Consider the following 21,519-nt stretch of genomic DNA (forward strand, 5'->3'; position numbering starts at 1 on the left):
TAGCTTGCTTACACGTTGGTAATTAGATTGCTTTGATGGCCGCTTTAGTTTATATATTTGTTCCCTTGTTCTGAATTCATTTGTCAGTCGCTTCGTTTATCGTACTGCTTGCAAACAAGGTAAGCCACGAGAATATCGAAGCGATGAGTATCAAACTATTCACCAATGAACTAATGAACCAGTGAACCAATGAACCAATGAACTAATATTGTTCCCCGGTTCTAAATTAATTTGTTGGTCGCCCCGTTTATCGTACTGCTTGCAACCAAAGTTAGCTACGCGAATATGGAAGCGATGAGTATCAAACTATTCACCAATGAACTAATGAACCAGTGAACTAATGAACCAACATGAAAGTTATTATAGCCGAAAAGCCATCCGTTGCCCGCGAAATTGCCAAAGTATTTGGCGCCACCACTAAAAAAGACGGCTATATGGAGGGGAAGGGCTATACTTTTACCTGGGCATTTGGTCACCTGCTGCAACTGGCAGCCCCGCAGGAATACGGCTATTACGGCTGGAGCGTGCAAAACCTGCCTATGCTGCCGCCCAAATTCAAGCTCTCTATCCGTAAGATAAAATCAAAGGATGGGATGATTGATGATCCTTCGGTTAAAAAACAGCTGGATATTATCAAAAGCCTGTTTGATGAAGCTACCGAAATTATTGTAGCCACGGATGCCGGGCGCGAGGGCGAACTCATTTTCCGCTATATCTATTACTATCTTAAATGCAAAAAGCCTTTTAAAAGGCTCTGGATCTCATCGCAAACGGATGAGGCTATTAAAGAAGGCTTCCGCAACCTGAAACCGGGCAGCGATTACGATACGCTGTTCAATTCGGCGCATTGCCGCTCACAGTCGGATTGGTTGGTGGGGATGAATGCCACGCAGGCTCTGAGCCTGTCGTCGGGAAATAGGGGCGTACTGTCGTTAGGCAGGGTGCAAACGCCTACACTGGCCATGATCTGCTCGCGCTACCTGGATAATAAAAACTTTGTACCGCAACTATATTACCAGGTAAGTATACAGCCCGATAAGGACGGGCAGGCATTTAAGGCTATATCTGTAAATAACTTTAAAACTAAAGTGGAAGCGCAGGTTATTTTTGATAAGGTACAGGATGTAGCTTCGGGCTTTCCGCAGGGTGCCCATATTATTAATGTAGAGGCTAAACCCCGGAAAGAACCACCGCCCTTATTGCACGACCTGAGCAGCCTGCAGCAGGAAGCCAACAAACGCAAAGGCTTTACTGCCGATCAAACCCTTAACATCCTCCAAAACCTGTACGAGGGCAAGCTGGTAACGTACCCGCGTACCGGCAGCCGTTACATTGGCGATGACGTATTTGCAGGCGTACCTGATTTGATTGAAAAACTAAAAGAGCATCCCGACTTTGGTAAACAGGCCACCCTGTTATCTGGTGCCAAACTGAGCAGGCGCAGTGTAAACGCCAAAAAGGTAACCGATCACCATGCCATATTAACCACCGGCGAGCCCCCTTACCAGCTAACGCCCGATAAACAGGCCGTTTACGATATGGTTGCCGGCCGCATGCTGGAAGCCTTTCACCAGGATTGTATCAAAGAGATCACCAAGATCACCATCGAATCGGGGTCGTTGTTTATGGCCAGCGGTACGGTTATACAAACGCCCGGCTGGCGCGCCGTGTTTAACGATACCGACGAGGAAAAAAAGGACGAGGAAAACCCAACCCTACCCAAAGTACAACAAGGCGAAACGCTGCCTGTTACGGATAAGGCTTTGTTAGAGAAACAAACCAAGCCCAAGCCCTTGTATAATGAAGCCAGCCTGCTTAAAGCTTTAGAAACGGCAGGAAAAGAAATTGACGATGAAGAGTTGCGCTACGCCATGAAGGATAGTGGCCTGGGCACCCCTGCCACCCGGGCATCAATTATCGAAACACTATTAAAACGTAACTACATCCTCCGCGAGAAAAAGAACCTGGTACCAACTCCAACCGGGCTGGCGGTATACCAGGTAGTAAAAAACCAGCAAATAGCCCAGGCCGAACTGACAGGCAACTGGGAAAAACGCCTCGAAGAGATCCGTACCGGTGCATCCGTAGCCGATTTCCAGGAAGAGATCAAAACCTATACCCGCGCTATTACTCAGGAGCTGTTGCGCGAAGGTAAGGCATTGAAGATAGAACAGGTGGTGGTGGGAGTTGTAGTGAGTTAGGCGTTCAAGATCGATTTAAGTATCGAATGCGGATGGTTAATATTAAAACGGCTTGTCATGTTGGGTTCTAAAATCCGTGGATTCTGAAAGGGGGAATGACAAGGCGGCGAAAGACTTACGAAGTTTTCAAAACTTCGTAAGTCTGGGATTTTCCTACTCATGAGATATTATAAACAGTGCCTTTGTCATTCTGAACGGAGTGAAGAATCTGTTAACCGACAGGCATCGCCGACGGAAAAGTTCGCAAATAGATCCTTCACTCCGTTCAGGATGACAATTCTCCTATTGTATGTCAATCCCCCTTCAGAATTTCGCGAAATTTTACAATTCGGCATACCTTTTCCATCTTAAACATTCTCCTTCCTAAGCCAGCCCCTCAACCATTCTTAAAATATTTTTCAGTATAGGGCTATGGTCATCCGTTCGCCAGTGTACAAGCAGGTTGCTTTCAAAAGGAAGTTCAATAAACCGGATGCCCTGGTAGCCTTGGTTGGCGTAGGAGTAAGGCATAATACTGATGCCGAATTGCCTGGTGATGAGCGAAATGATAGTTGATCCAAAATCGGATGTATAAGAAGACTCGGGGGATATGCCGTAGTGCTCAAACACCTGGTTGGTAAGCAGGCTGTAGCTGCTGCTGCTGTTGGAACGGGGCATAATAAACTTTTGCGTTTGTAATGATTCGGGAGTAATATCGGCCAGTTCCTTAAACGGATGATCCTGGGGTAATACCAGCGCCAGGTGATCTGTTTGTACTTTCATTGTGCTGATATTATCCAGCCGATTTATATCGCGGCTGAATTTCAGGTCGATTTTGTATTTGGTTAAAAATTCCTGTTCGTCTTCATAAGCCAGCTGGATCATTTCAATCTTTAGTCCAGGATAGCGGATAGAGATATCAAGTATCAGCTGCGGCAGGGTAGAAAACGAAATAGAATCCGGGTGCGCAATCCTGATGGATCCGGTTTCGCCGAGTTCGATTTTTTTGGCAAACTGGTGGATGAAATTAAACTCATCTACAATACCGGCCCATTTGGTTTTCAGGAATTCGCCGGCGGGGGTTAGCTTAACACTCCGCTTGGTGCGCTCAAATAGCTGCACATCCAACTCATCCTCCAACGATTTGATTTGCCTGCTTAATGCCGATTGGGTAATGTTTTGTTTGGCCGATGTGTTCCAAAAATGAAGCTCGTCTGCAAGGGCCAAAAAGTTTTTTATTTGCTGTAAATCCATAGTTATTAATGCATAAAAATCATTAATTAATCTAAAATAAGCATTTTTTAGCATTTATGGATGAATTACTTTTACAGCAAATAAAAATCCGTTTGACCTTTTTTAAAAAATATAAAACCCATTACAGCGCTACTATGCGTTTGGCTTACCCGGTAATGATATCGCAGGTGGGGCATCCGTTAGTGGGCTTTTCGGCATCCATTATATTGGGGCACTTTGCAGGTACTGTACCGCTTGCTGCGCTGGCTATTGCCAACGGGTTTTTTAACCTGATGCTTATTATTGCAATCGGCATATCCTATGGCATAACCCCGCTGGTTGCACGCGAAAACGGGGCAGGTAACTACCGGGAATGTGGCCGGCTATTGTCGCACAGCGTTGTAGTTAATATCCTGACGGGGCTAATGCTGTTAATTATCACCTGGCTTGGCGGGCAATACTTAATAGCGCATATTGGTTTGGATGAGGCTGTGGTGGCCCAGGCGAAACCCTTGCTGGTATTGCTGGGATTATCTATTATCCCTTTGATGCTGTTTTTATCGTTTAAGCAGTTTGCCGAAGGCTTGGGTTTTACCAGGCTGGCTATGCAGGTAAGCATTTGGGGTAATGTAATCAATATTGTAGTTGGTATTATATTGGTAAAAGGCTTATTCGGGATGCCGGCCATGGGCGCCAAAAGCATAGGTTACAGCGCTATTGTTGATAGGGGACTAATGGCCGTAGTTATGGCTACATTTGTGCTTAAAAAACAGCGGTTTAACAAATTCCTGCAAGGCTGCCACCCTTTTCAGTTTGATGCAGGTCGGTTCAAAAAAATCCTGGCCACCAGCGTTCCTATTGTGTTGCAAAACATTTTTGAGATAAGCGCATTTAGTGCGGCGGTTTTTATAGTAGGGATAATAGGGGCCAGGCAACTGGCCGCGTACCAAATAGCCATGAACTATCTATCGTTTATTTATTACGCTGTTAACGGCATAGGCACGGCGGCGGCCATTCAAACCGGTTACTTTTTGGGGCAGGCAAAGTTTTATTTACTACGGGCTTCGGCATTGGCAAGCTATCACCTTACGGTTGTATTTCACCTGGTAACCGGGGCGCTGTTGTTAGTTTTAAAAGGTGTTTTGCCTAAAGTTATCTCGGTTGATCCGCAGGTGGTGAGTATGGTGGGCAACCTGTTTGTTATAGCTGCCGGGTTGGAAGTTTTCGACGGCCTGCAGGTAGTAAGCCTGGGCATACTACGGGGCCTGGGCGATTTAAAATACCCGGTATTGATTAACCTGGCCGCATACTGGGGCGTTGCCTTACCGGTAGCTTTTTTACTTGGCCTGCATACCCCTATGGGCTTAACAGGCGTTTGGCTGGGGCTTTACAGCGGCCTGTCAATAGCATCGGCAATGCTTTACCTGCGTTTCCGACACATGGCCAATAGGCATGCTGCTAACGTGCCGGCAGAACAGGAGAATTTATTTGACAACGTATTACAACTCGAATCATAACAACATCATCATGACCGATACAATGACCATAAACGACGCCGGCATCCGGTTTATTAAAGTGGATATGCAAAACATCCATACTTTAAAAACAATTGGCATCGAAACCTTTAACGAAGCCTTCGCGCATTTGAACACGCCCGAGAATATGGAGGAATATCTGACAACTGCCTTTGCCGACGAGAAACTGGCCGGTGAGGTTAATAACCCTTATTCGGAATTTTATATGGCACAGGTTGACGGCGATATAGTTGGCTACGTAAAAATTAACCACGGGCCGGCACAAACCGACGTAAAGGATGATAATGCTTTAGAAGTAGAAAGAATTTACGTACTGAAAGCTTTTCATGGCAAAAAGGTAGGGCAGTTACTTTTTGATAAGGCGCTTGAGATTGCCGTGCAGATGAAGAAAGCCTACATATGGCTTGGCGTTTGGGAGCACAACGCCAAGGCCCTGGCTTTTTATAAAAAGAATGGCTTTGAGGTGTTTGGCTCGCACGATTTTCAACTGGGCGATGATTTGCAGACAGATTTGTTGATGAAACGGTATTTAGATTGATATGCAGGCTACAAAATGGATGTTGTTGAGCTGATAAGAGCCGATATGAGCCGATTGTGAGCCGAAAGCCACAAGTCCAGATCAAAATTATTGTCATTTCGACGAACAAGGGAGGGCATTGAGCGACGGCGTGAGGAGAAACTATCTCTTGAGCGATAGCGAAAAATCTTGTACGCCCTGTAGTCCAACATGCTTATCGGAATGCAGGGCGTACAAGATTTCTCTTTCGCACCACTTCACAGGCTCCTTCTCGCTCATTCGAAATGACAAAAGTTTTTGCATGATAAGCCGATATGCGCACAAGAAATTACGCATGGGTTGTGGCTACGATACCGTTATCTCGCCCCGCAAATCCGTCTCCATGTAATGTTTTACCAGGGCTGGGTCGTCAAATTTGCCCAGCAGGTACATCATTTTGGTTACTGCCGATTCAAAGGTCATATCGTAACCGTTGGCTACACCCATGTCTTTAAGTTGCTTGCTGGTTTCGTAGCGGCCAAGCTCAACGGTGCCTACTTTACATTGCGAGATATCTACAATCACTTTACCATCTTTAATGGCTTTTTCCAGCAGGTTAAGGAACCAGCTGTCGGTTGTGGTATTGCCGGCTCCAAAAGTTTCCATTACAACGCCTCGTACATCAGCATTTAAAATGGCCTCAACCACTTTTGTGCCTATGCCTGGGTAAAGCTTTAATACACCTACATCGCTTATAAGGTTGTTGTGGATGATGAGATCGTCGCCATCCTGCGGGTGCCGGATATCGTTGGCGCTGAATTTAAGGTGTACACCGCTCTCGGCCAGGATAGGGTAATTTGGCGACCGGAAGGCCTCGAATTTGGATGAATTATATTTAAAGGCGCGGTTACCACGGAAGAGTTTGTAATCAAAGTAGATACAAACTTCGGGTACGCGGGCGCGGTCGTTCTTTTTGGCTTTGGCAATTTCGATGGCGGTCATCAGATTTTCCTTCGCATCGGTGCGGATGGCACTGATAGGCAATTGCGAACCGGTAAAAATGATGGGCTTGCCCAGGTTTTCGAGCATAAAGCTTAGTGCCGATGCGGTATAGGCCATGGTATCTGAACCGTGAAGGATCACAAAACCATCATTATCATGATAGTTTGATTCGATAAGGCCGGCCAGGTCGCTCCAGATAGCTGGGTTCATGTTTGATGAATCGATGATCTCATCAAAAGAGTGCACTTTAATACGGCAGTTAAGCTTCTCTAACTCGGGCACGTTATCCATTATTTGCTCAAAGTTGATAGGCCTGAGCACCTTGGTTACAGGATCGCTCATCATGCCTATGGTACCGCCGGTGTAAATGATCAGTATCTGGCTCATTAATTAAGTATTATGCTGTATAAACATTTCAATTATTATATTCCAAATATCAGCCTGGAATTTTCGGTTGTTACGCGCGCAATCTCCTCCACACTGGTTTGGTGCAGGTCCGCCACTTTTTGGGCAATATAAATCAAGTACGAGCTTTCATTAGGTTTACCCCGGAACGGAACGGGCGTAAGGTACGGAGAATCTGTTTCTAAAACTATATGCTTTAAATCAATTTCGGCCACAACTTTATCCAGCCCCGAATTTTTATAGGTAACCACACCGCCTATACCCAGGTAAAACCCTAAGTCAATAACCTGATGAGCCTGTTGTACAGTGCCGCCAAAGCAGTGAAATATACCGCGCAGCTTCTCGTCATTTTCCTGCTGTAACACTTCATAAACTTCGTTATAAGCATCCCGGCAATGGATTACTATAGGCAAATCGAGGCTTTTTGCCCAGTCAATTTGCTGTTTGAATGCTTCAATCTGTCCGGTTAAAAAAGTTTTGTCCCAATACAGATCGATACCAATTTCGCCGATGGCATATATCGGATGCTGCCCCTGGGCGGCTTTAATGGTTGCCAGTTCCTGTTCCCAGCCGGCCTTTACCGAGCATGGGTGCAAACCCAGCATAGGGTAACATAAATTGGGGTAAGCCTGTACCAGGTCATAAACCAGCGGTACCGAAGCGGCATCTACGTTAGGTAAAAATAACCTGGAGATATCATGATCGATGCAGCGCTGTACAAGGGCCGCGCGCTTATCGGCAATAGTTTCGTAGTATAAATGGGTATGTGTGTCTGTTAATACCATATTGCAAAAGTAAAAAGCCTCCCCGGTTTATCGGGAAGGCTTTTAAGCTTAATTTTTCTTTTTACTTAGGGCTGTTTTCTTCTTCACCGTGTGCTTAACACCTGGCTTTACAGCAGCAGGCGCATGTTTGCCGGGTTTTACTTTTACAATTTCAAGGTCGAACACCAGGGTTGCGTAGGGCGGGATGGCGCCATTGCCCATACCCTGCTCGCCGTAGCCCAATTTTGACGGGACTATGAATTTGGCTTTTGATCCTTCGTGCAATAAAGCCAGGCCTTCTTCCCAGCCCGGTATTACCCTGTGCTCGCCCAATACAACCGGGAGCGGCTCGTATGGACGGCCCGGCTGATGAACGCCGCCTGTTTTAGCGTCGGCTTCGATGCTTGAATCAAACATTTGGCCATTTAATAGCCTGCCGGTATAATTAACCATCACGGTATCGCCATTCAACGGCTTGCGCAGGGCAGATGCCTTGGTTACAATATACTTTAAGCCGGATGCTGTTGTAACCGGGCTTAGTTTGTTTGCTGTTATGTAGGTATTAGTTTCAATGGCTTCCTGTGATTTCATCTTCTCGATAGCCGCTGTACGTTCGGCCATGGCTTCCTGTAACGATTGTACTTTGATAATTTTAAGGATAAACACCAGCTTGCTGCCTTTAGGGAAAAACGGCGGACGAGCTTCTTCGTGCCCTTTAAAAATAGAGTCGGTAGGTACTTTCACCAGTGCGCTATCATTTAGGGTAAGCAGCGGGAAAATATCCATCAAATCGGCTACGTTTTGCGATGGGCGGATTTGTGCCGGCTGGGGTTTGCCTGTTTTAAATGAGCTGTATAAAACCGAGTCCTTATCGGTCATCTGGATATAGTTAAAGTAAACAATATCGTTCAGTTTAATTTTTTCGCCGGTGTTATGGGTAAAAATCTGATATTGGGCGCCGGCGGGCGTGGTTTGTAAACCATCCTGTGCACGGGCGGTTAATGTAGCTATGCCAAGCAGGGCTGTTAATAGAGAAAGAATGTTTTTCATAAAAATAAAAAAAGCCTTCCTGACGTGGGTCGGGAAGGCTGTAAAAGAGTTATAACTTATTTTTGAGTAGGTTGCGACTGGCTTGGCGCCTGTTGCATTTGCATCTGTGGCTCAACCGGTTTTGGTGCATTTGGATCAGGTTTCACAATTTCAACCATTTCCATTTCGAAAATAATTGGTGTGTAGGGGCCGATTGGACCAACACCCTGATCTTTATAAGCAATAGCCGAAGGGATAACAAATGTGGCTTTTGATCCTTTGTTCATCAGCTGCAAGCCTTCGTCCCAGCCTGGTATTACCTTGGCCTGGCCAACCGGGATACGGATAGGCGCATACTGGCGACCTGGTTCCATCGGTTGTTTTTCTTTAATCGCTACTTCCTTAACACTGGTTTCAAATATTTTACCATTTGGAAGCCTGCCGGTATAGTTAACAACAGCGGTATCGCCAATTGCAGGGGTTGGGCCTGTACCTGGCGTGGTAATAACGTAATTTAAGCCAGATGATGTAGTTGTAACTTTAAGGTTATGATCGGCAATGTATTTTTTGATTTTGCCCGGCTCCTGCGCTTTCATGCCTTCGGTAAGGGTTTTTAGGTAATCCTGTACCCTGCCACGGAAAACCTGTTCGGTAAGCGCACCTTTTGCCAATACTTTGTTGATATTAACCTGGAATATTAAAAACTTGCCTTTCAGGTTTGGCGGGCGTTGCTGGCCACCTTTAAATATCGAATCGGTAGGTACTTTAAAAGTAGCGCTATCACCTTCGCCAAGCATTTCAAGACCGGCATAAATATCACCTTTGGCCTGTGGTTTAGGCATTGGCATAATGATGATAGGGTGGCCCATATCATAAGTATTGCTCAATACCGAATCGCCATCGGTTTTTACAATCATATTTACGCTCACGAAGTCGCCATCTTTAATATGTGTACCGCCTTTAGATGTGTGGATGTTATAAAGTAATCCGGCATCTCCTTTTTTAAAGCCTCCGTTGCAACTTGTAAATCCAATTGCAGCAATGGCCAGGAACATTAATTTTTGTTTCATTTTATTGATTTAATAGTTTTTTATATTCGGGTAATATGGTTTTGAATTGTTGTACAACCTGTTCAAGGCTATTACTTGAATGACCGCCGGCCGCATTGCGGTGGCCGCCGCCATCAAAATATTTTTTGCAAATTTCGTTTGCCGGAAACTCGCCTTTTGACCGTAACGAAAGCTTTACCCTATCGCTGCGCTCCACTATGAACGCCGCCAATTTTATATCGGCCATCGATAACGCGTAGTTTACAATGCCTTCGGTATCGCCGGTATCAACATCATATTTATGCAGGTCAGTATTATTAACGGCAATAATGGCGGTATGGTATTCGGGCAGCACTTCCAGGCAATTGGCCAGGCAATGTCCTAAAAATCTCAAACGGTTTTCGGTTGCGCTATTGTACACCAGTTCATGAATGCGCCAGTTAACCGCGCCCAGGTCAATCAAATCGGCCACAATGCGGTGTACGGTTGATGTGGTGTTGGGCAAACGGAACGATGCGGAATCGGTCATGATGCCGGTATATAAACAGGTTGCTACATCTGCGTTAATCAATTCGCGATGGTGCAGCTCGTTAACAATAAAATCATAAATAAGCTGGGCCGTCGCGCAGGCATTAATATTCCAGTGCCGGTAGTCATCAAAATCCTGTGGTTCCAGGTGATGATCTATCATGATTTTATAGGCCTTGCTTTCGCCAACCAAAACGCCCATTTCATTAATACGGCTTAAGGCGTTAAAATCAAGGCAAAATATAAGGTCGGCAGCGGCAATTAACTCCGCCGACTTTTCGGTTTGCTCGGTATATATGATAACATCGCCATTGCGGGGCAGCCAGCTTAAAAAAGCGGGATAATCTGTAGGGGCGATAACTGAGGCGTGATGGCCTTGCTGTATCAAATAATTATACAAACCTAATGACGAGCCCATAGCATCACCATCAGGTTTATGATGGGTAGTGATCACTATTTTTTTGGGGCTTGCTAAAAGTTCTGTAAGCGCGGCTAAATCTAACATCAATTTCAAAAAAGAGTTGCAAAGCTAAATAAATAAATTAAATACAAACCATCTAATTTAATACAAAAAGCTTTATCTTACAGATGTAAAAAGCTACTTTTGCGCCAAAATTTAAATAATAAGCAACTATTGGCCGCTCACAAAACAACCGGCAGCCGCTAATGAGATTTCGATTGCAACCCAAAAAAAACAATTAATATAATGACGACTAACAGAACTTTTACAATGATTAAGCCGGATGCCGTTGCAAACGGGCATATTGGCGCTATTATAGACAAAATAACCAAAAGCGGTTTTAAGATCATAGCCCTTAAATATACCGCCTTAAGCGCCGAAAAAGCAGGCCAGTTTTACGAAGTACACAAAGAGCGCCCTTTTTATAGCGCCCTGGTAAAATTTATGTCGTCGGGACCAATTGTAGCAGCTATTTTGGAGAAAGATAATGCTATTGAAGATTTCCGTAAACTGATTGGCGCTACTGATCCTGCTAAAGCGGATGAAGGTACAATCCGTAACCTGTTTGCTAAATCAATTGATGCAAATGCTGTTCATGGATCTGATTCGGACGAAAATGCCGCCATTGAAGGTAGCTTCTTTTTCTCGGCATTTGAGAGATTTTAATAACCCGTTGTTTAGGGATGTAATATAAAGTTGCATCCCTAAATAATTTTGGTATGCTGTTGGCTTATTAAATATAAATTTTGTAGTTTTACAGAACGCGGTTAGATTTTTGTTAACCTAAACTATATTATAAAACGGGCAAAACCCATATAATTCATTTAGATATGAAATTGTTTTTGAAAGTTATCATATATACGCTGCTTGTTGTATGTTTATTGACATCTACAATTTTGCTATATAAGAGCCACCCCGAGGTTCAGTTGGCTTTCGTTATTCCCGGCCTGTTTATCCTTGCGTACTCTATGATCACCGATGATTTGGGCATCAGGCAACATATCCGCTCACGTCAGCTTCGCGTTTCAAGAGAAAGATAGGGTAAAGCTATTCCTTTTTTATTGTTTATTTATGATGCTTTAATTACCCGGTTTTCCCAATCAGGGTATTTTTTTGCAATTAAGTTTATAAAAATACAATCTCCTCAACCAAAATTCCTTTTGCTTCGGTATTAATTTTATCTATAATCTGGCTGCGCATCAGCATCAATTCGTGTTTTATCACCGAGGATTCAATGCGTAGGAACAATTTTTTATCGCGGATAAACAACTCCTTAGTACGATTTGCTACCGATTTACCAACCAACTCGGGCCAGGCAGCTATAACGCCTGTTTCATCGTAGCGGCGCTTAATTTTGTATACATTAAGCATTTGTTCAATGGCCTCTTTTAATGATTTGTCGTTTGTTTTACGCATCGATAGCTCCTTTGCTTACATTAAATAATTTAACCTCTACAGCAATTTTATCAAATATCTCTTTTACCCGCTTTACGCTGGTATCGGTAATAAACACTTGTCCAAAATCATTGTTACTTACCATCTTCATCAGTTTAGTAACTCGCTCATCGTCAAGCTTATCAAAAATATCATCCAGCAACAGCAATGGTTTAAATCCTTTTTGCTGGTATAAAAAAGTATACTGCGCCAGTTTAAGCGCTATCAAAAATGACTTTTGCTGCCCCTGCGATCCAAATTTTTTCATGGCCATGCCGTGAATGCCAAATTGAAGGTCGTCTTTGTGAATGCCGGCGGTAGTACGTTCAAGGGCCCTGTCCCGCTCTACTGTTTTTTTCAACAGCCCGGCAAAATCATCCTGTAACAATTGCGACTCGTAGGCCAACTCTACCAGTTCGGCATCATCACTTAAAAAGCTGTAGTGTTTATTGAATATTTCGGTAAAGCCTTCCATAAAAGCCTTTCGGCGTTCAAATATGCGGTTGCCCGATTGTACCAGCTGCTCATCCATCACCTCCAGCAGGCTTGGGTCGTACCGGCCGGTATCGGCTATTAGTTTTAATAAGGCGTTGCGGTTGGCTAACACCTTATTGTAAGTTATCAGCTCGTCCAGGTAGTGGTTATCTGTTTGCGATATTACGTTATCAATAAACTTGCGGCGTTCCTCGCTGCCTTCGGTTATAATGCTGGTATCATAGGGTGATATCATGACCAATGGCAGCAGGCCAATATGATCGGCCAGGCGCTGGTAGTCTTTTTTATTACGCTTAAACTGTTTTTTTTGGTTTCGTTTTACCGAGCAGGCTACGGCTTCGGTTTGCTGGTTTTTGTTAAAAACTCCGGTTATGATAAAAAAATCGGTGCCTTGTTTTATCTGCTGACTATCTATCGGGTTAAAGTAACTTTTGCAAAGCGACAGGTAATGTATAGCATCAAGCAAATTGGTTTTGCCCGCCCCATTGTTACCCGTGAAGGCATTCACTCCCTTGCTGAAAACAAGTTCGGCCTCCTCGTAATTTTTAAAATTGATAACTGATAGCTGCTGCAGATACATGGGTTGTAAAGATAAGGTTTTTGGTTGGATGGGATTGATTTGAGGATTTGAAAATTAACTCTGTTGAGGACTGCGCCATTTGAGAATTTGAAATGGCTGATAGTACCGCACCACGTTTGCCGGATGACACCTAACCGTCCATTGAACAAAAAGGCAAACGCGTTAAAAATAAAACAGCAACCGTTGAAATGATTTTTATTGCCGAAACCGAAAAAGCAGCTTTGATTAATAAATAACATCGAACACCCTTACCGGCACAATAAATTACCATGAAAACCGAACACATAATCGAAAAAATAATAGCCCTTACACTTACTTTGCTATTGCTGGCAACGCACTGCCCCAAAGTGTTGGCGCAAACAGATACCATCCGTTTAAAAGATAAACGCCTTATTACGGCCAACCTTAAGCCGGGGCTAAGGCAGTACCTGGTATACTTTCAAAACCTGAAAGACGACCGTAGGCTACGCATGTCTATCTGGATGCGGAATGTAGAAACCGAAAACCACAATGGAGAAAAACTTTTTACCGTAACCCAGCATTGGTATGCAGCCGATAGCGCATCGTACCGTTCTGTTTATTCGGCAAACCGGGCTTCAGACTTTACGCCGGTTTATCATTCAGAAACCATAGGTACAAAAACCAAGGCCTTTAATTGGGGAAGTAATAAAATTGCCGGTGCCGATACCGTAAAAAACAACCAGGCAAAGGACTTTTCGCTGGATGTTAAAGAGCCCTATTTTAACTGGAACCTGGATATAGAAACCTTTGAGATGCTGCCACTTGCAGCAGGCAAAACGTTTGCTATTAATTTTTACGACGCGGTTAGCAACACTCCGGAATACGCGGTATACAAAGTAACCGGCAGCGAAGAGCTGGCTACTTTGGATAACGAAAAAGTTGATTGCTGGAAGCTGCTTACCGAAGCCGATTATAAGGGCCAGCATTATACCCAAACCTTTTGGATAAGCAAAAATAGCCATGAGTTTTTACGGGAAGAAGACTTTTTTAACGGCGGATACCGGTACAAAATTAAGATGGCAGGCGCCGCGCCCGATGTGGTGAAAAGGTTTGGAAAGTAAACAGCTTGTTGGCCTGCATGATGGAAGCTGAATTTGTGAGTTTTTTCGACATCGGTATTAAACCTTTCCGGGGTGCCATAGTCCTACCCGGAAACCGGCTGCATCATGAAAAAATTTATCCTTATCCTGTTGTCTATTATTTTTACCGGCAGTGTATTTGCCCAGCAAGCAGCGATATTTAATACCACCGACCTGGCGGTTTACAACGCTGTAACAGCAAGCAAGGACAGTATATATAATTTCACCTTTTTTTATCCAAACGGTACCCCGGCTACTATAATTAAAAACGGTAAAATAGCGAACATCGTAAATACCGACGGTACAAATTTGGTAATATCACAAACCGGTAATACAACAACCGTTGTAAATCCAAATGGGACACATTCCTTGTGGATAGACAATGGGGCAAATGGGCCGACCGTTACTGTGATTAATCCAAACGGCTCGCACTCTACGCTGATAAAAAACGGCCCCGCCTCAACTATTGTTAATCCCGACGGTACACATGTTGTAGTCATTGATAACGGACAAACTTTAGTTACTGTGAACCCGGATGGCAAACATTCGGTTACAATTAAAGGTGCAGGCAATACTACTGTTGTAGTTAGCGCGGATGGTTCGCAAACGGTGGTGACAACGCTTTGATCGCAAAAGCGGAGAAATTTTATTTGGCACAGCTTGGTATCCACAATAAGCCAGTGTGGTCAAATTTGTTTAATTTCGAAACCATGTTCAAATAAATTGTCGGGCGAAAAATGAAATCAGAAATTAAGTATATTGAATTGAAATCCGGATATCACGATGATGGTCCGGCATGGATTGGCATGGTAGAGTTTTCGAAAACGGGTCAAACTATTTACTTTAATGGGCAGGCGTTTAAAGGCAACGGACATGGGTCGTGTTTTGACATAGAGACTAAAGAGATGTATTGGATAAGTGGTATTAAGAAAGATGGCCAAAACCGGCACTGGGCGGGAAAGGGAAAAATCATGATTGATAAGCTGATAGTGGAGGACTATTTGAAAATTAAAGGCTGGCCACATATCGACTTAAATAAATATGAGTTAGTTGAAATACCAAAAACGGAGAAGCAAAGATTTGTTGCCATAGAAAATGGATCGTTAGAAACGAGTGTGGTTTCGGGCAAGTAGCAAGCCTCCGAAATTCTTTTAGCAGGAATATCAGCTATTTAGTTTAATGATTTCGTCTCGCCAATCGTACAATCCCCCCGTTTCAAATACGCCACCGGTAAGAAAACGCCTCAAAAATTCGATAAAAGAATTGGTTAAAATGATATCGCCCTTATAAGGGTATATTATTGAATAGCGATTGTGATCATCTGGCTCAACCTTAAGTCCCCACATATCGCAATAGATAAGATATTCGGCAAAATACAATTCGTTGCCATGACGCCCATCGGTTATAATTTCATCCAGATCAATTATTCTAAATTGATCTTCTTCGGATATAAAGCCGTCCGTGAATTCATAAAACTGCCGGATGTCGTCCGGTAATTTTATGTTGTAGGCATTTTCTACAGCTTCTATCTGATTTTTGCTCGCTCCCTTATTGAGGGTTATATCGGTATCATCTAAATTGGTTTTCAGATAATTGATAACATCGGTGATGGAGTTGAAAAGAAGCATGTACAATGATCCAAAATAATCAAATAATATTAAGCCATAGCCATCTGTTTTTAACTAGTCGCTATGGCTTAATTGAACTATTTCTTCCACTCATTATCCACCAGCCTCCAAATCCCCAAAGGGTTGGCGTTTTGCAATGCCAAAGGCAATAAACCATCCGGGCAGTTTTGGTAGCACACCGGGCGCACCCAGCGTTTTACGGCGTTGGTGCCTACCGCAGTAAAGCGGCTATCGGTAGTGGCCGGGAAAGGGCCGCCATGAACCATGCTATGGCAAACTTCAACCCCAGTTGGTACGCCGTTAAATAATACGCGGCCAGCTATTGATGGCAATAATTGTAATAGGGCTTTATGCCCGGCAAAGTCCTCATCGGTACCCATTACGGTGGTGGTTAACTGGCCCGATACTGATTTTAATACCTTAAGCAGTTCCTGCTCGTCTTTACAGCCCACCATCAATGAGTAAGGCCCAAAAACCTCCTCGTGCAATAAGGGGTTGGCTAAAAATGTTTCGCCGCTTACAAGTGCTACGGTTGGCAATGCTTCGATATCGTGTGTTTCGGTTGCCGATTTTTGGATTAGTTTAACACCATTCTGCCCCAAAGCGGCATGGCTCTTTTTTTCATAAGCGGTATGAATACCCGTGTGCAGCATTTTGGCAGGCTTTATGGCTTCAATGCTTTTGCCTAAGGCATCCAGGAAGCTGTAAAGTCCGTCGCCTTCAATAGCAAGCATCAGGCCCGGGTTGGTACAAAACTGGCCCATGCCCAAAGTTATTGAGCCGGCATATTGTGCAGCCAGATCGGCGGCGTTTTTGTTTAAAGTATCAGGCAAAAATACAACAGGGTTTATACTGCCCATTTCAGAAAATACCGGGATGGGTTTTTTGCGTTGCGACGAATATTGCAGTAATGCCAAACCGCCAACGGTTGATCCGGTAAAGCCAACTGCTGCAGTTTCATCAGCCTGCACCAAAGCTTTGCCACTTTCAAACGAGGTGCCGTGTACATGCTGAAAAATATGTTCAGGCATATTGCTGCTTACAATGGCTTTTTTAATAGCGCTGTACACCATCTCCGAAGTTTCGGCATGGGCGGGATGGGCTTTTACCACAACCGGACAACCTGCGGCCAAAGCGCTCGCGGTATCACCACCGGCTGTAGAGTAGGCGAACGGGAAATTACTCGCCCCAAAAACAACTACCGGCCCCAAAGGGGTAAGCATTTTACGAACATCGGGCTTGGGCAATGGCGCCCTGTCGGGATTGGCTGTATCAATACTGGCCTCAACCCAGCTGCCTTCGCGCAGCATAGTGGCAAACATGCGCAGCTGGCCTGTGGTACGGGCGCGCTCGCCGGTTAAACGGGGAATAGGCAGGTTGGTTTCTTCGGATGCTTTTTGCAGTAAGGCATCGCCTAAAGCTTCAATTTCAGCAGCGATAGCCTCTAAAAACAGACTTTTTTGCTCGGTGCTTGTTTGCTGGTAAGCTTCAAATGCGGTTTGCGCCTGTTGCATTACCTGGTTTATTTCGTTAACGCTTGCTTCTTTAAAATTATTTGCCATGGCAGATGTGAGTTTGAATTAACAACGGTTTGCACCGCATGTATGTTTAGGCAAATATATTTAAAGCGGGACAAAAGCGGTGGGTGTTTTCTAACAGGTACTAACAGTATTTTGTCGTTTTTTGGAGATGATTTGCAAAGTTGTTTTTTGTCGCCTGCGGTGTTTTCGCGACACACATTATTTTCATTTATGATTCAGTGAAGGCATAATCCCCGGCAGTGGAGATGTATTTTTTGGCTTGTTGGAGGGCTTTAATATACCTGCCTTTTAATTAATATTTAATAAATGCGATTTCCCGGTAAATTATAGCTATCTTTCAACAATTCCTTCCTTAATATACTACATAACTTAGGCGTTGCCATTTTCTGATACGGTGATAGTTAAGCTTTAACATAATACCAGCCTTTAAGGGGCTGCAATACCGTAAAAAAATAATCATATGACAGTTGCTGCTGAAAGATCTATTGAAACCGAAACCCGCATGTATATGTACGACCTGCTGAACACCGCTAAAGAATTTGGCTTTAAGGCCGAAGACAGCTGGGAGTTAAGCATGGTAACCAATACCGATAGGATAAGGATTCAAAAAGATTATTACCCAACCATCGCCGCCAAAGTTGGCCCCGAAATTTTGTTACAGGTATTTCATACCGTAAAAACGCGTCTTAACCAATCGTTCAACAAAGAACCACAAAAAACTGACGAGCGTAATCCACCGGTTGAAGATTTGAATTACCTGGTGGCCTTTAATCCGAAAAGACCAAGGACATAAATAATGCGTTCCGCATTGTAGAAAATTGTAAAGGCGCATCACATGCGTCTTTTTTTGTGAGGTTTTAGCATATAGCATCACCAGGTACAAAAGTTGGGGCTAAGATTATTTGTTATGATATATTTGTACCATGTTCAACGCTGATTTTTTGTAACATGCACAAGGAGTTAAATTTAAACGGACGGATCTGGTTTGAAACTGCCGACGGAAAGCTAATGGGCCATGGCAGGGTTGAACTGCTGGAGCGTATACAGCAATCGGGTTCCTTAAGGCAGGCGGCATTGCAAATGAAAATGTCGTACAGGCAGGCATGGGATATTATTAATTATATGAACGAGCATTTTGGTTCGCCGGTGGTTATTTCGCAGCGGGGTGGCAAGGGCGGTGGCAAGGCCGAGCTTACCGAAAAAGGATTGAAGGCTATTGAACAATTTAAGCTGTTCCATACTAAGTTCAAGGAGTTTTTGAAGGAAAATAGCCCGCTTATCCAGGTATAAAATATAAAGTAAAAATAAATCAGGACACCGGTTTGCATAACCGGTTTATTTTTTACTTTCGTTATATAAATAAAAGCATATCGAAATTCTGATCGATGGTATGAAAAAAGATTACTTTTTATTATTAATGATATTATTTGCAGGCGGCGGTTTGTTTGCCCAAAGCAACAAAAAGGCGAAAGATACCATCGCGGAGAAAAACGATACAACACAAATTAAAAAGCGGGAACTTGGCGAGGTAGTGGTATCCGCATCGCGCGTCAGCGAAAATATTTTACGGTCGCCGGTAAGTATCGAAAAAATAACCGCCGCCGATTTTCGGCGATCGGCCGCGCCTTCATTTTTTGACGCGCTGGAAAATGTGAAGGGGGTACAGCTGATAACCCCCAGCCTGGGTTTCAGGATTATTAATACCCGTGGCTTTGCCAATACCACCAACGTACGTTTTACGCAGCTGGTTGATGGGGTTGATAACCAGGCACCCCATATTGGCGCGCCCATAGGTGATGCCATGGGCCCAAGCGATTTGGATATTGAAAGTGTAGAGATCATCCCCGGCACAGCCTCGGCCCTATATGGCTTAAATGCCATCAACGGGTTGGCCAATTTTATCACCAAAGATCCTTTTACCAGCCAGGGCATCAGCATTCAGCAAAAAACAGGCATCAACCACATTGGCGATTCGGAAACGTCTGCAAAGCTGTTTTCCGAAACCAGTTTCAGGCTGGCCAAGGCTATCTCCAAAAAAATCGCCTTTAAAATAAACGGGACTTATACCACGGGCTATGATTGGATTGCTGATAACAGCAACGATTTGAACGCTACGGCCAACGCAAAATTAGGTATCGCCGGCGGACCTGATAACCCAGGTTACGACCCGGTGAATGGTTATGGCAACGAATCATCCGACAGGAAAACCGTAACCCTGGGTGGTAAGCAATACTCCATTGCCCGCACCGGTTATGCCGAAAAGGACGTAACCAGCTACAACCTGCACAATGTAAAGGTTGATGTTGGCCTGGCTTATAAAATTAACGATAATACCCGCCTAACCTACACCTACCGCTTTGCCGATCTGGATAATATTTACCAGCGGGCCAACCGTTTCAGGCTGTCGGGCTATATTTTACAGCAACACGCGCTTGAACTGAAGAATAATATTTACCAGGTACGCGCCTACTGGACCAGCGAGAACACCGGCAAATCGTACAACCTGCGGTCGGCCGCCGAAAATATAGACCGTAACTACAAAGACGACAATACCTGGTATGCCGATTTTACCAAGGGTTTTAATACGGCTACATTCGCAGGTGCTACCGTGCCGCAGGCCTTACAGCTGGCCCGCCAGCTGGCCGATGCCGGGCGCTACCAGCCGGGTGCCGCTGCATTTAAAGCTACGCTTGATAAACTGGCTGATATCAATAACTGGGATGTTGGCGCGGCATTGCGGGTTAAAGATGATATGTGGCATGCCGAAGGGCAGGTAGATATCTCGAATGCCATTTCATCAAACTTTAAAAAACAAACAGGCCTTGATCTGCTGGCAGGTTTTGATCACCGTACCTACATCATCCACCCGGATGGTAACTACTTTATTAATTACGTAAAGGGGAAGGAGCATAGTAACCTTGACTACAGTAAAACCGGTGGCTTTGTGCAGTTTGCCAAATCGCTTTTTGATGAGGAGCTGAAGCTTTCGGCTACTTTACGGGCCGATAAAAACGACTACTTTAGCCTGAAGTTGAACCCACGTTTCACTGCTGTATTTTCGCCGGTTCCCGGGCAGAATTTCCGGGTGTCGTTTCAGAGCGGCTATCGCTTTCCAAGTATTTTCGAAGCATTTAGTAATGTGAACAGTGGTGGCGTAAAACGGGTTGGCGGTTTAAGGGTGGTATCGAGCGGCGTCTTTGAAAACTCCTATGTGCGTACGTCGATAGATGCTTTCCAGGCGGCGGTCAAAAATGATTTTAATGCGGGTATGTCAACCAGTGCGGCTATCGAAAAAGAGAAAGGCATGCTTAAAAAGAATACTTACACCTACCTGCAGCCCGAGCACATCAACTCATTCGAGGCGGGCTACAAGTCGTTGTTTTTTAATGGCGACCTGAGTGTTGATGCGGACTTTTACTATAACCGCTACAATAATTTTATCGGCCAGATTGAATTGAACGTACCCGGCACCGCCAGGCCCGATTCTGTCCCTTATTACCTGAACGATAAAACCAAACAGGCCCGATACCGCGTATGGACAAATTCGCAAAGCGTAGTTTACAACATTGGCGGCAGCCTGGGTTTATCCTATCGCCTATGGCAAAAATATATTGTTACCGGCAACGTATCCTATGCCAGGTTGCAACGTACGGCCAATGAAGATGCCCTGGAAGATGGCTTTAACACGCCGCAGTGGATAACCAATTACTCCTTCGGCGGCAACCATGTTGCTGGCAATTTTGGCTTTAATGCCACCTATAAATGGCAAAGCGGTTTTTACTGGCAATCGTTTCTGGTTAATGGTAATGTAGCTTCATATGGTACTATTGATGCCCAGGTTAATTACGATTTTGTAAAAACAGGCCTTAATGTAAAAATTGGGGCCAGTAACCTTACCAACCAATATTACTACTCGTTTTTAGGCGGCCCGGCCATTGGTGGGTTTTATTACACCACGCTTACGCTGAATATTAAATGAGGGGGGGCGGGGGATAAAATCCCATAACATTTGCTTGAACGCCGGCGAAGACTCACTTTGGCTACGCAGCGTAGCCAGGGT

Annotated in this window: 20 protein-coding genes; 10 read left to right on the forward strand and 10 right to left on the reverse strand. The window is 44.4% G+C overall.

Going from position 1 to position 21,519, the window contains the following annotated elements:
* The first annotated feature begins 350 nt into the window (after positions 1–350).
* On the forward strand, positions 351–2,201 hold the full coding sequence (gene topB, locus AC1DXF_RS11980) for a DNA topoisomerase III (RefSeq protein WP_477448842.1): 1,851 nt from the start codon (positions 351–353) through the stop codon (positions 2,199–2,201).
* Between the two features lie 363 nt (positions 2,202–2,564).
* Here the strand turns inward: topB and AC1DXF_RS11985 are convergent, their stop codons facing one another.
* A complete protein-coding gene (locus AC1DXF_RS11985; protein WP_477448844.1) occupies positions 2,565–3,434 on the reverse strand; it encodes a LysR family transcriptional regulator in 870 nt (289 codons plus the stop codon).
* 56 nt (positions 3,435–3,490) lie between these two features.
* Here AC1DXF_RS11985 and AC1DXF_RS11990 point away from each other — a divergent pair, with 56 nt between their 5' ends.
* Both AC1DXF_RS11990 and AC1DXF_RS11995 read left to right on the forward strand, forming a co-directional pair.
* Positions 3,491–4,930, forward strand: a complete 1,440-nt coding sequence (locus AC1DXF_RS11990; RefSeq protein ID WP_477448846.1) for an MATE family efflux transporter — start codon at positions 3,491–3,493, stop codon at positions 4,928–4,930.
* A gap of 10 nt (positions 4,931–4,940) precedes the next feature.
* The gene (locus AC1DXF_RS11995) at positions 4,941–5,486 is read left to right on the forward strand and encodes a GNAT family N-acetyltransferase (protein WP_477448848.1); all 546 of its coding nucleotides are present in this window, start codon (positions 4,941–4,943) and stop codon (positions 5,484–5,486) included.
* 324 nt (positions 5,487–5,810) lie between these two features.
* Here AC1DXF_RS11995 and AC1DXF_RS12000 read toward each other — a convergent pair whose 3' ends face one another.
* From AC1DXF_RS12000 to AC1DXF_RS12020, 5 genes are read right to left on the reverse strand one after another with little or no spacing between them, the layout of a single operon-like run.
* Positions 5,811–6,833 carry an asparaginase gene (locus AC1DXF_RS12000; RefSeq protein WP_477448850.1) on the reverse strand — a complete coding sequence of 341 codons (1,023 nt, stop codon included), beginning with the start codon at positions 6,831–6,833 and terminating at the stop codon, positions 5,811–5,813.
* Between the two features lie 35 nt (positions 6,834–6,868).
* On the reverse strand, positions 6,869–7,636 hold the full coding sequence (locus AC1DXF_RS12005) for a TatD family hydrolase (protein WP_477448852.1): 768 nt from the start codon (positions 7,634–7,636) through the stop codon (positions 6,869–6,871).
* 48 nt (positions 7,637–7,684) lie between these two features.
* On the reverse strand, positions 7,685–8,665 hold the full coding sequence (locus AC1DXF_RS12010; RefSeq protein WP_477448854.1) for an FKBP-type peptidyl-prolyl cis-trans isomerase: 981 nt from the start codon (positions 8,663–8,665) through the stop codon (positions 7,685–7,687).
* A 56-nt stretch (positions 8,666–8,721) separates the two neighbouring features.
* A complete protein-coding gene (locus AC1DXF_RS12015; protein WP_477448856.1) occupies positions 8,722–9,714 on the reverse strand; it encodes an FKBP-type peptidyl-prolyl cis-trans isomerase in 993 nt (330 codons plus the stop codon).
* A 1-nt stretch (position 9,715) separates the two neighbouring features.
* On the reverse strand, positions 9,716–10,726 hold the full coding sequence (locus AC1DXF_RS12020) for a DHH family phosphoesterase (RefSeq protein ID WP_477448858.1): 1,011 nt from the start codon (positions 10,724–10,726) through the stop codon (positions 9,716–9,718).
* 201 nt (positions 10,727–10,927) lie between these two features.
* Here AC1DXF_RS12020 and AC1DXF_RS12025 point away from each other — a divergent pair, with 201 nt between their 5' ends.
* The gene (locus AC1DXF_RS12025; RefSeq protein WP_477448860.1) at positions 10,928–11,347 is read left to right on the forward strand and encodes a nucleoside-diphosphate kinase; all 420 of its coding nucleotides are present in this window, start codon (positions 10,928–10,930) and stop codon (positions 11,345–11,347) included.
* 459 nt (positions 11,348–11,806) lie between these two features.
* On the opposite strand, the gene AC1DXF_RS12030 is transcribed toward AC1DXF_RS12025, so the two are convergent.
* Together AC1DXF_RS12030 and recF are read right to left on the reverse strand one after the other, a co-directional pair.
* Positions 11,807–12,097 carry a DciA family protein gene (locus AC1DXF_RS12030; protein WP_477448862.1) on the reverse strand — a complete coding sequence of 97 codons (291 nt, stop codon included), beginning with the start codon at positions 12,095–12,097 and terminating at the stop codon, positions 11,807–11,809.
* Positions 12,090–13,190 carry a DNA replication/repair protein RecF gene (recF, locus tag AC1DXF_RS12035; protein WP_477448864.1) on the reverse strand — a complete coding sequence of 367 codons (1,101 nt, stop codon included), beginning with the start codon at positions 13,188–13,190 and terminating at the stop codon, positions 12,090–12,092. The genes AC1DXF_RS12030 and recF overlap by 8 nt, the downstream gene beginning before the upstream one ends.
* A gap of 269 nt (positions 13,191–13,459) precedes the next feature.
* Here recF and AC1DXF_RS12040 point away from each other — a divergent pair, with 269 nt between their 5' ends.
* The 3 genes from AC1DXF_RS12040 (at position 13,460) to AC1DXF_RS12050 (ending at position 15,423) form a co-directional block, all read left to right on the forward strand.
* On the forward strand, positions 13,460–14,272 hold the full coding sequence (locus AC1DXF_RS12040; RefSeq protein WP_477448866.1) for a DUF3108 domain-containing protein: 813 nt from the start codon (positions 13,460–13,462) through the stop codon (positions 14,270–14,272).
* Positions 14,273–14,377: 105 nt separating this feature from the next.
* The gene (locus AC1DXF_RS12045) at positions 14,378–14,917 is read left to right on the forward strand and encodes a TolB-like translocation protein (protein ID WP_477448868.1); all 540 of its coding nucleotides are present in this window, start codon (positions 14,378–14,380) and stop codon (positions 14,915–14,917) included.
* Between the two features lie 110 nt (positions 14,918–15,027).
* Positions 15,028–15,423: a hypothetical protein gene (locus AC1DXF_RS12050; RefSeq protein WP_477448869.1), complete on the forward strand. Its 396-nt coding sequence runs from the start codon at positions 15,028–15,030 to the stop codon at positions 15,421–15,423.
* Positions 15,424–15,453: 30 nt separating this feature from the next.
* Here AC1DXF_RS12050 and AC1DXF_RS12055 read toward each other — a convergent pair whose 3' ends face one another.
* Together AC1DXF_RS12055 and AC1DXF_RS12060 are read right to left on the reverse strand one after the other, a co-directional pair.
* A complete protein-coding gene (locus AC1DXF_RS12055) occupies positions 15,454–15,918 on the reverse strand; it encodes an SMI1/KNR4 family protein (RefSeq protein WP_477448871.1) in 465 nt (154 codons plus the stop codon).
* Positions 15,919–15,995: 77 nt separating this feature from the next.
* Complete coding sequence (locus AC1DXF_RS12060; RefSeq protein ID WP_477448873.1) at positions 15,996–17,480, reverse strand: aldehyde dehydrogenase (NADP(+)); 1,485 nt, start codon at positions 17,478–17,480, stop codon at positions 15,996–15,998.
* Between the two features lie 439 nt (positions 17,481–17,919).
* Between AC1DXF_RS12060 and AC1DXF_RS12065 the strand changes: the two genes are divergently transcribed.
* The 3 genes from AC1DXF_RS12065 to AC1DXF_RS12075 all read left to right on the forward strand — a co-directional run bounded on the left by AC1DXF_RS12065 (position 17,920) and on the right by AC1DXF_RS12075 (position 21,438).
* Positions 17,920–18,252: a hypothetical protein gene (locus AC1DXF_RS12065; protein WP_477448875.1), complete on the forward strand. Its 333-nt coding sequence runs from the start codon at positions 17,920–17,922 to the stop codon at positions 18,250–18,252.
* A 155-nt stretch (positions 18,253–18,407) separates the two neighbouring features.
* The gene (locus AC1DXF_RS12070) at positions 18,408–18,749 is read left to right on the forward strand and encodes a winged helix-turn-helix domain-containing protein (RefSeq protein WP_477448877.1); all 342 of its coding nucleotides are present in this window, start codon (positions 18,408–18,410) and stop codon (positions 18,747–18,749) included.
* 100 nt (positions 18,750–18,849) lie between these two features.
* Positions 18,850–21,438, forward strand: a complete 2,589-nt coding sequence (locus AC1DXF_RS12075) for a TonB-dependent receptor (protein ID WP_477448879.1) — start codon at positions 18,850–18,852, stop codon at positions 21,436–21,438.
* Positions 21,439–21,519 lie beyond the last annotated feature (81 nt).

It is taken from the genome of Mucilaginibacter sp. P2_A5 (assembly GCF_056404995.1).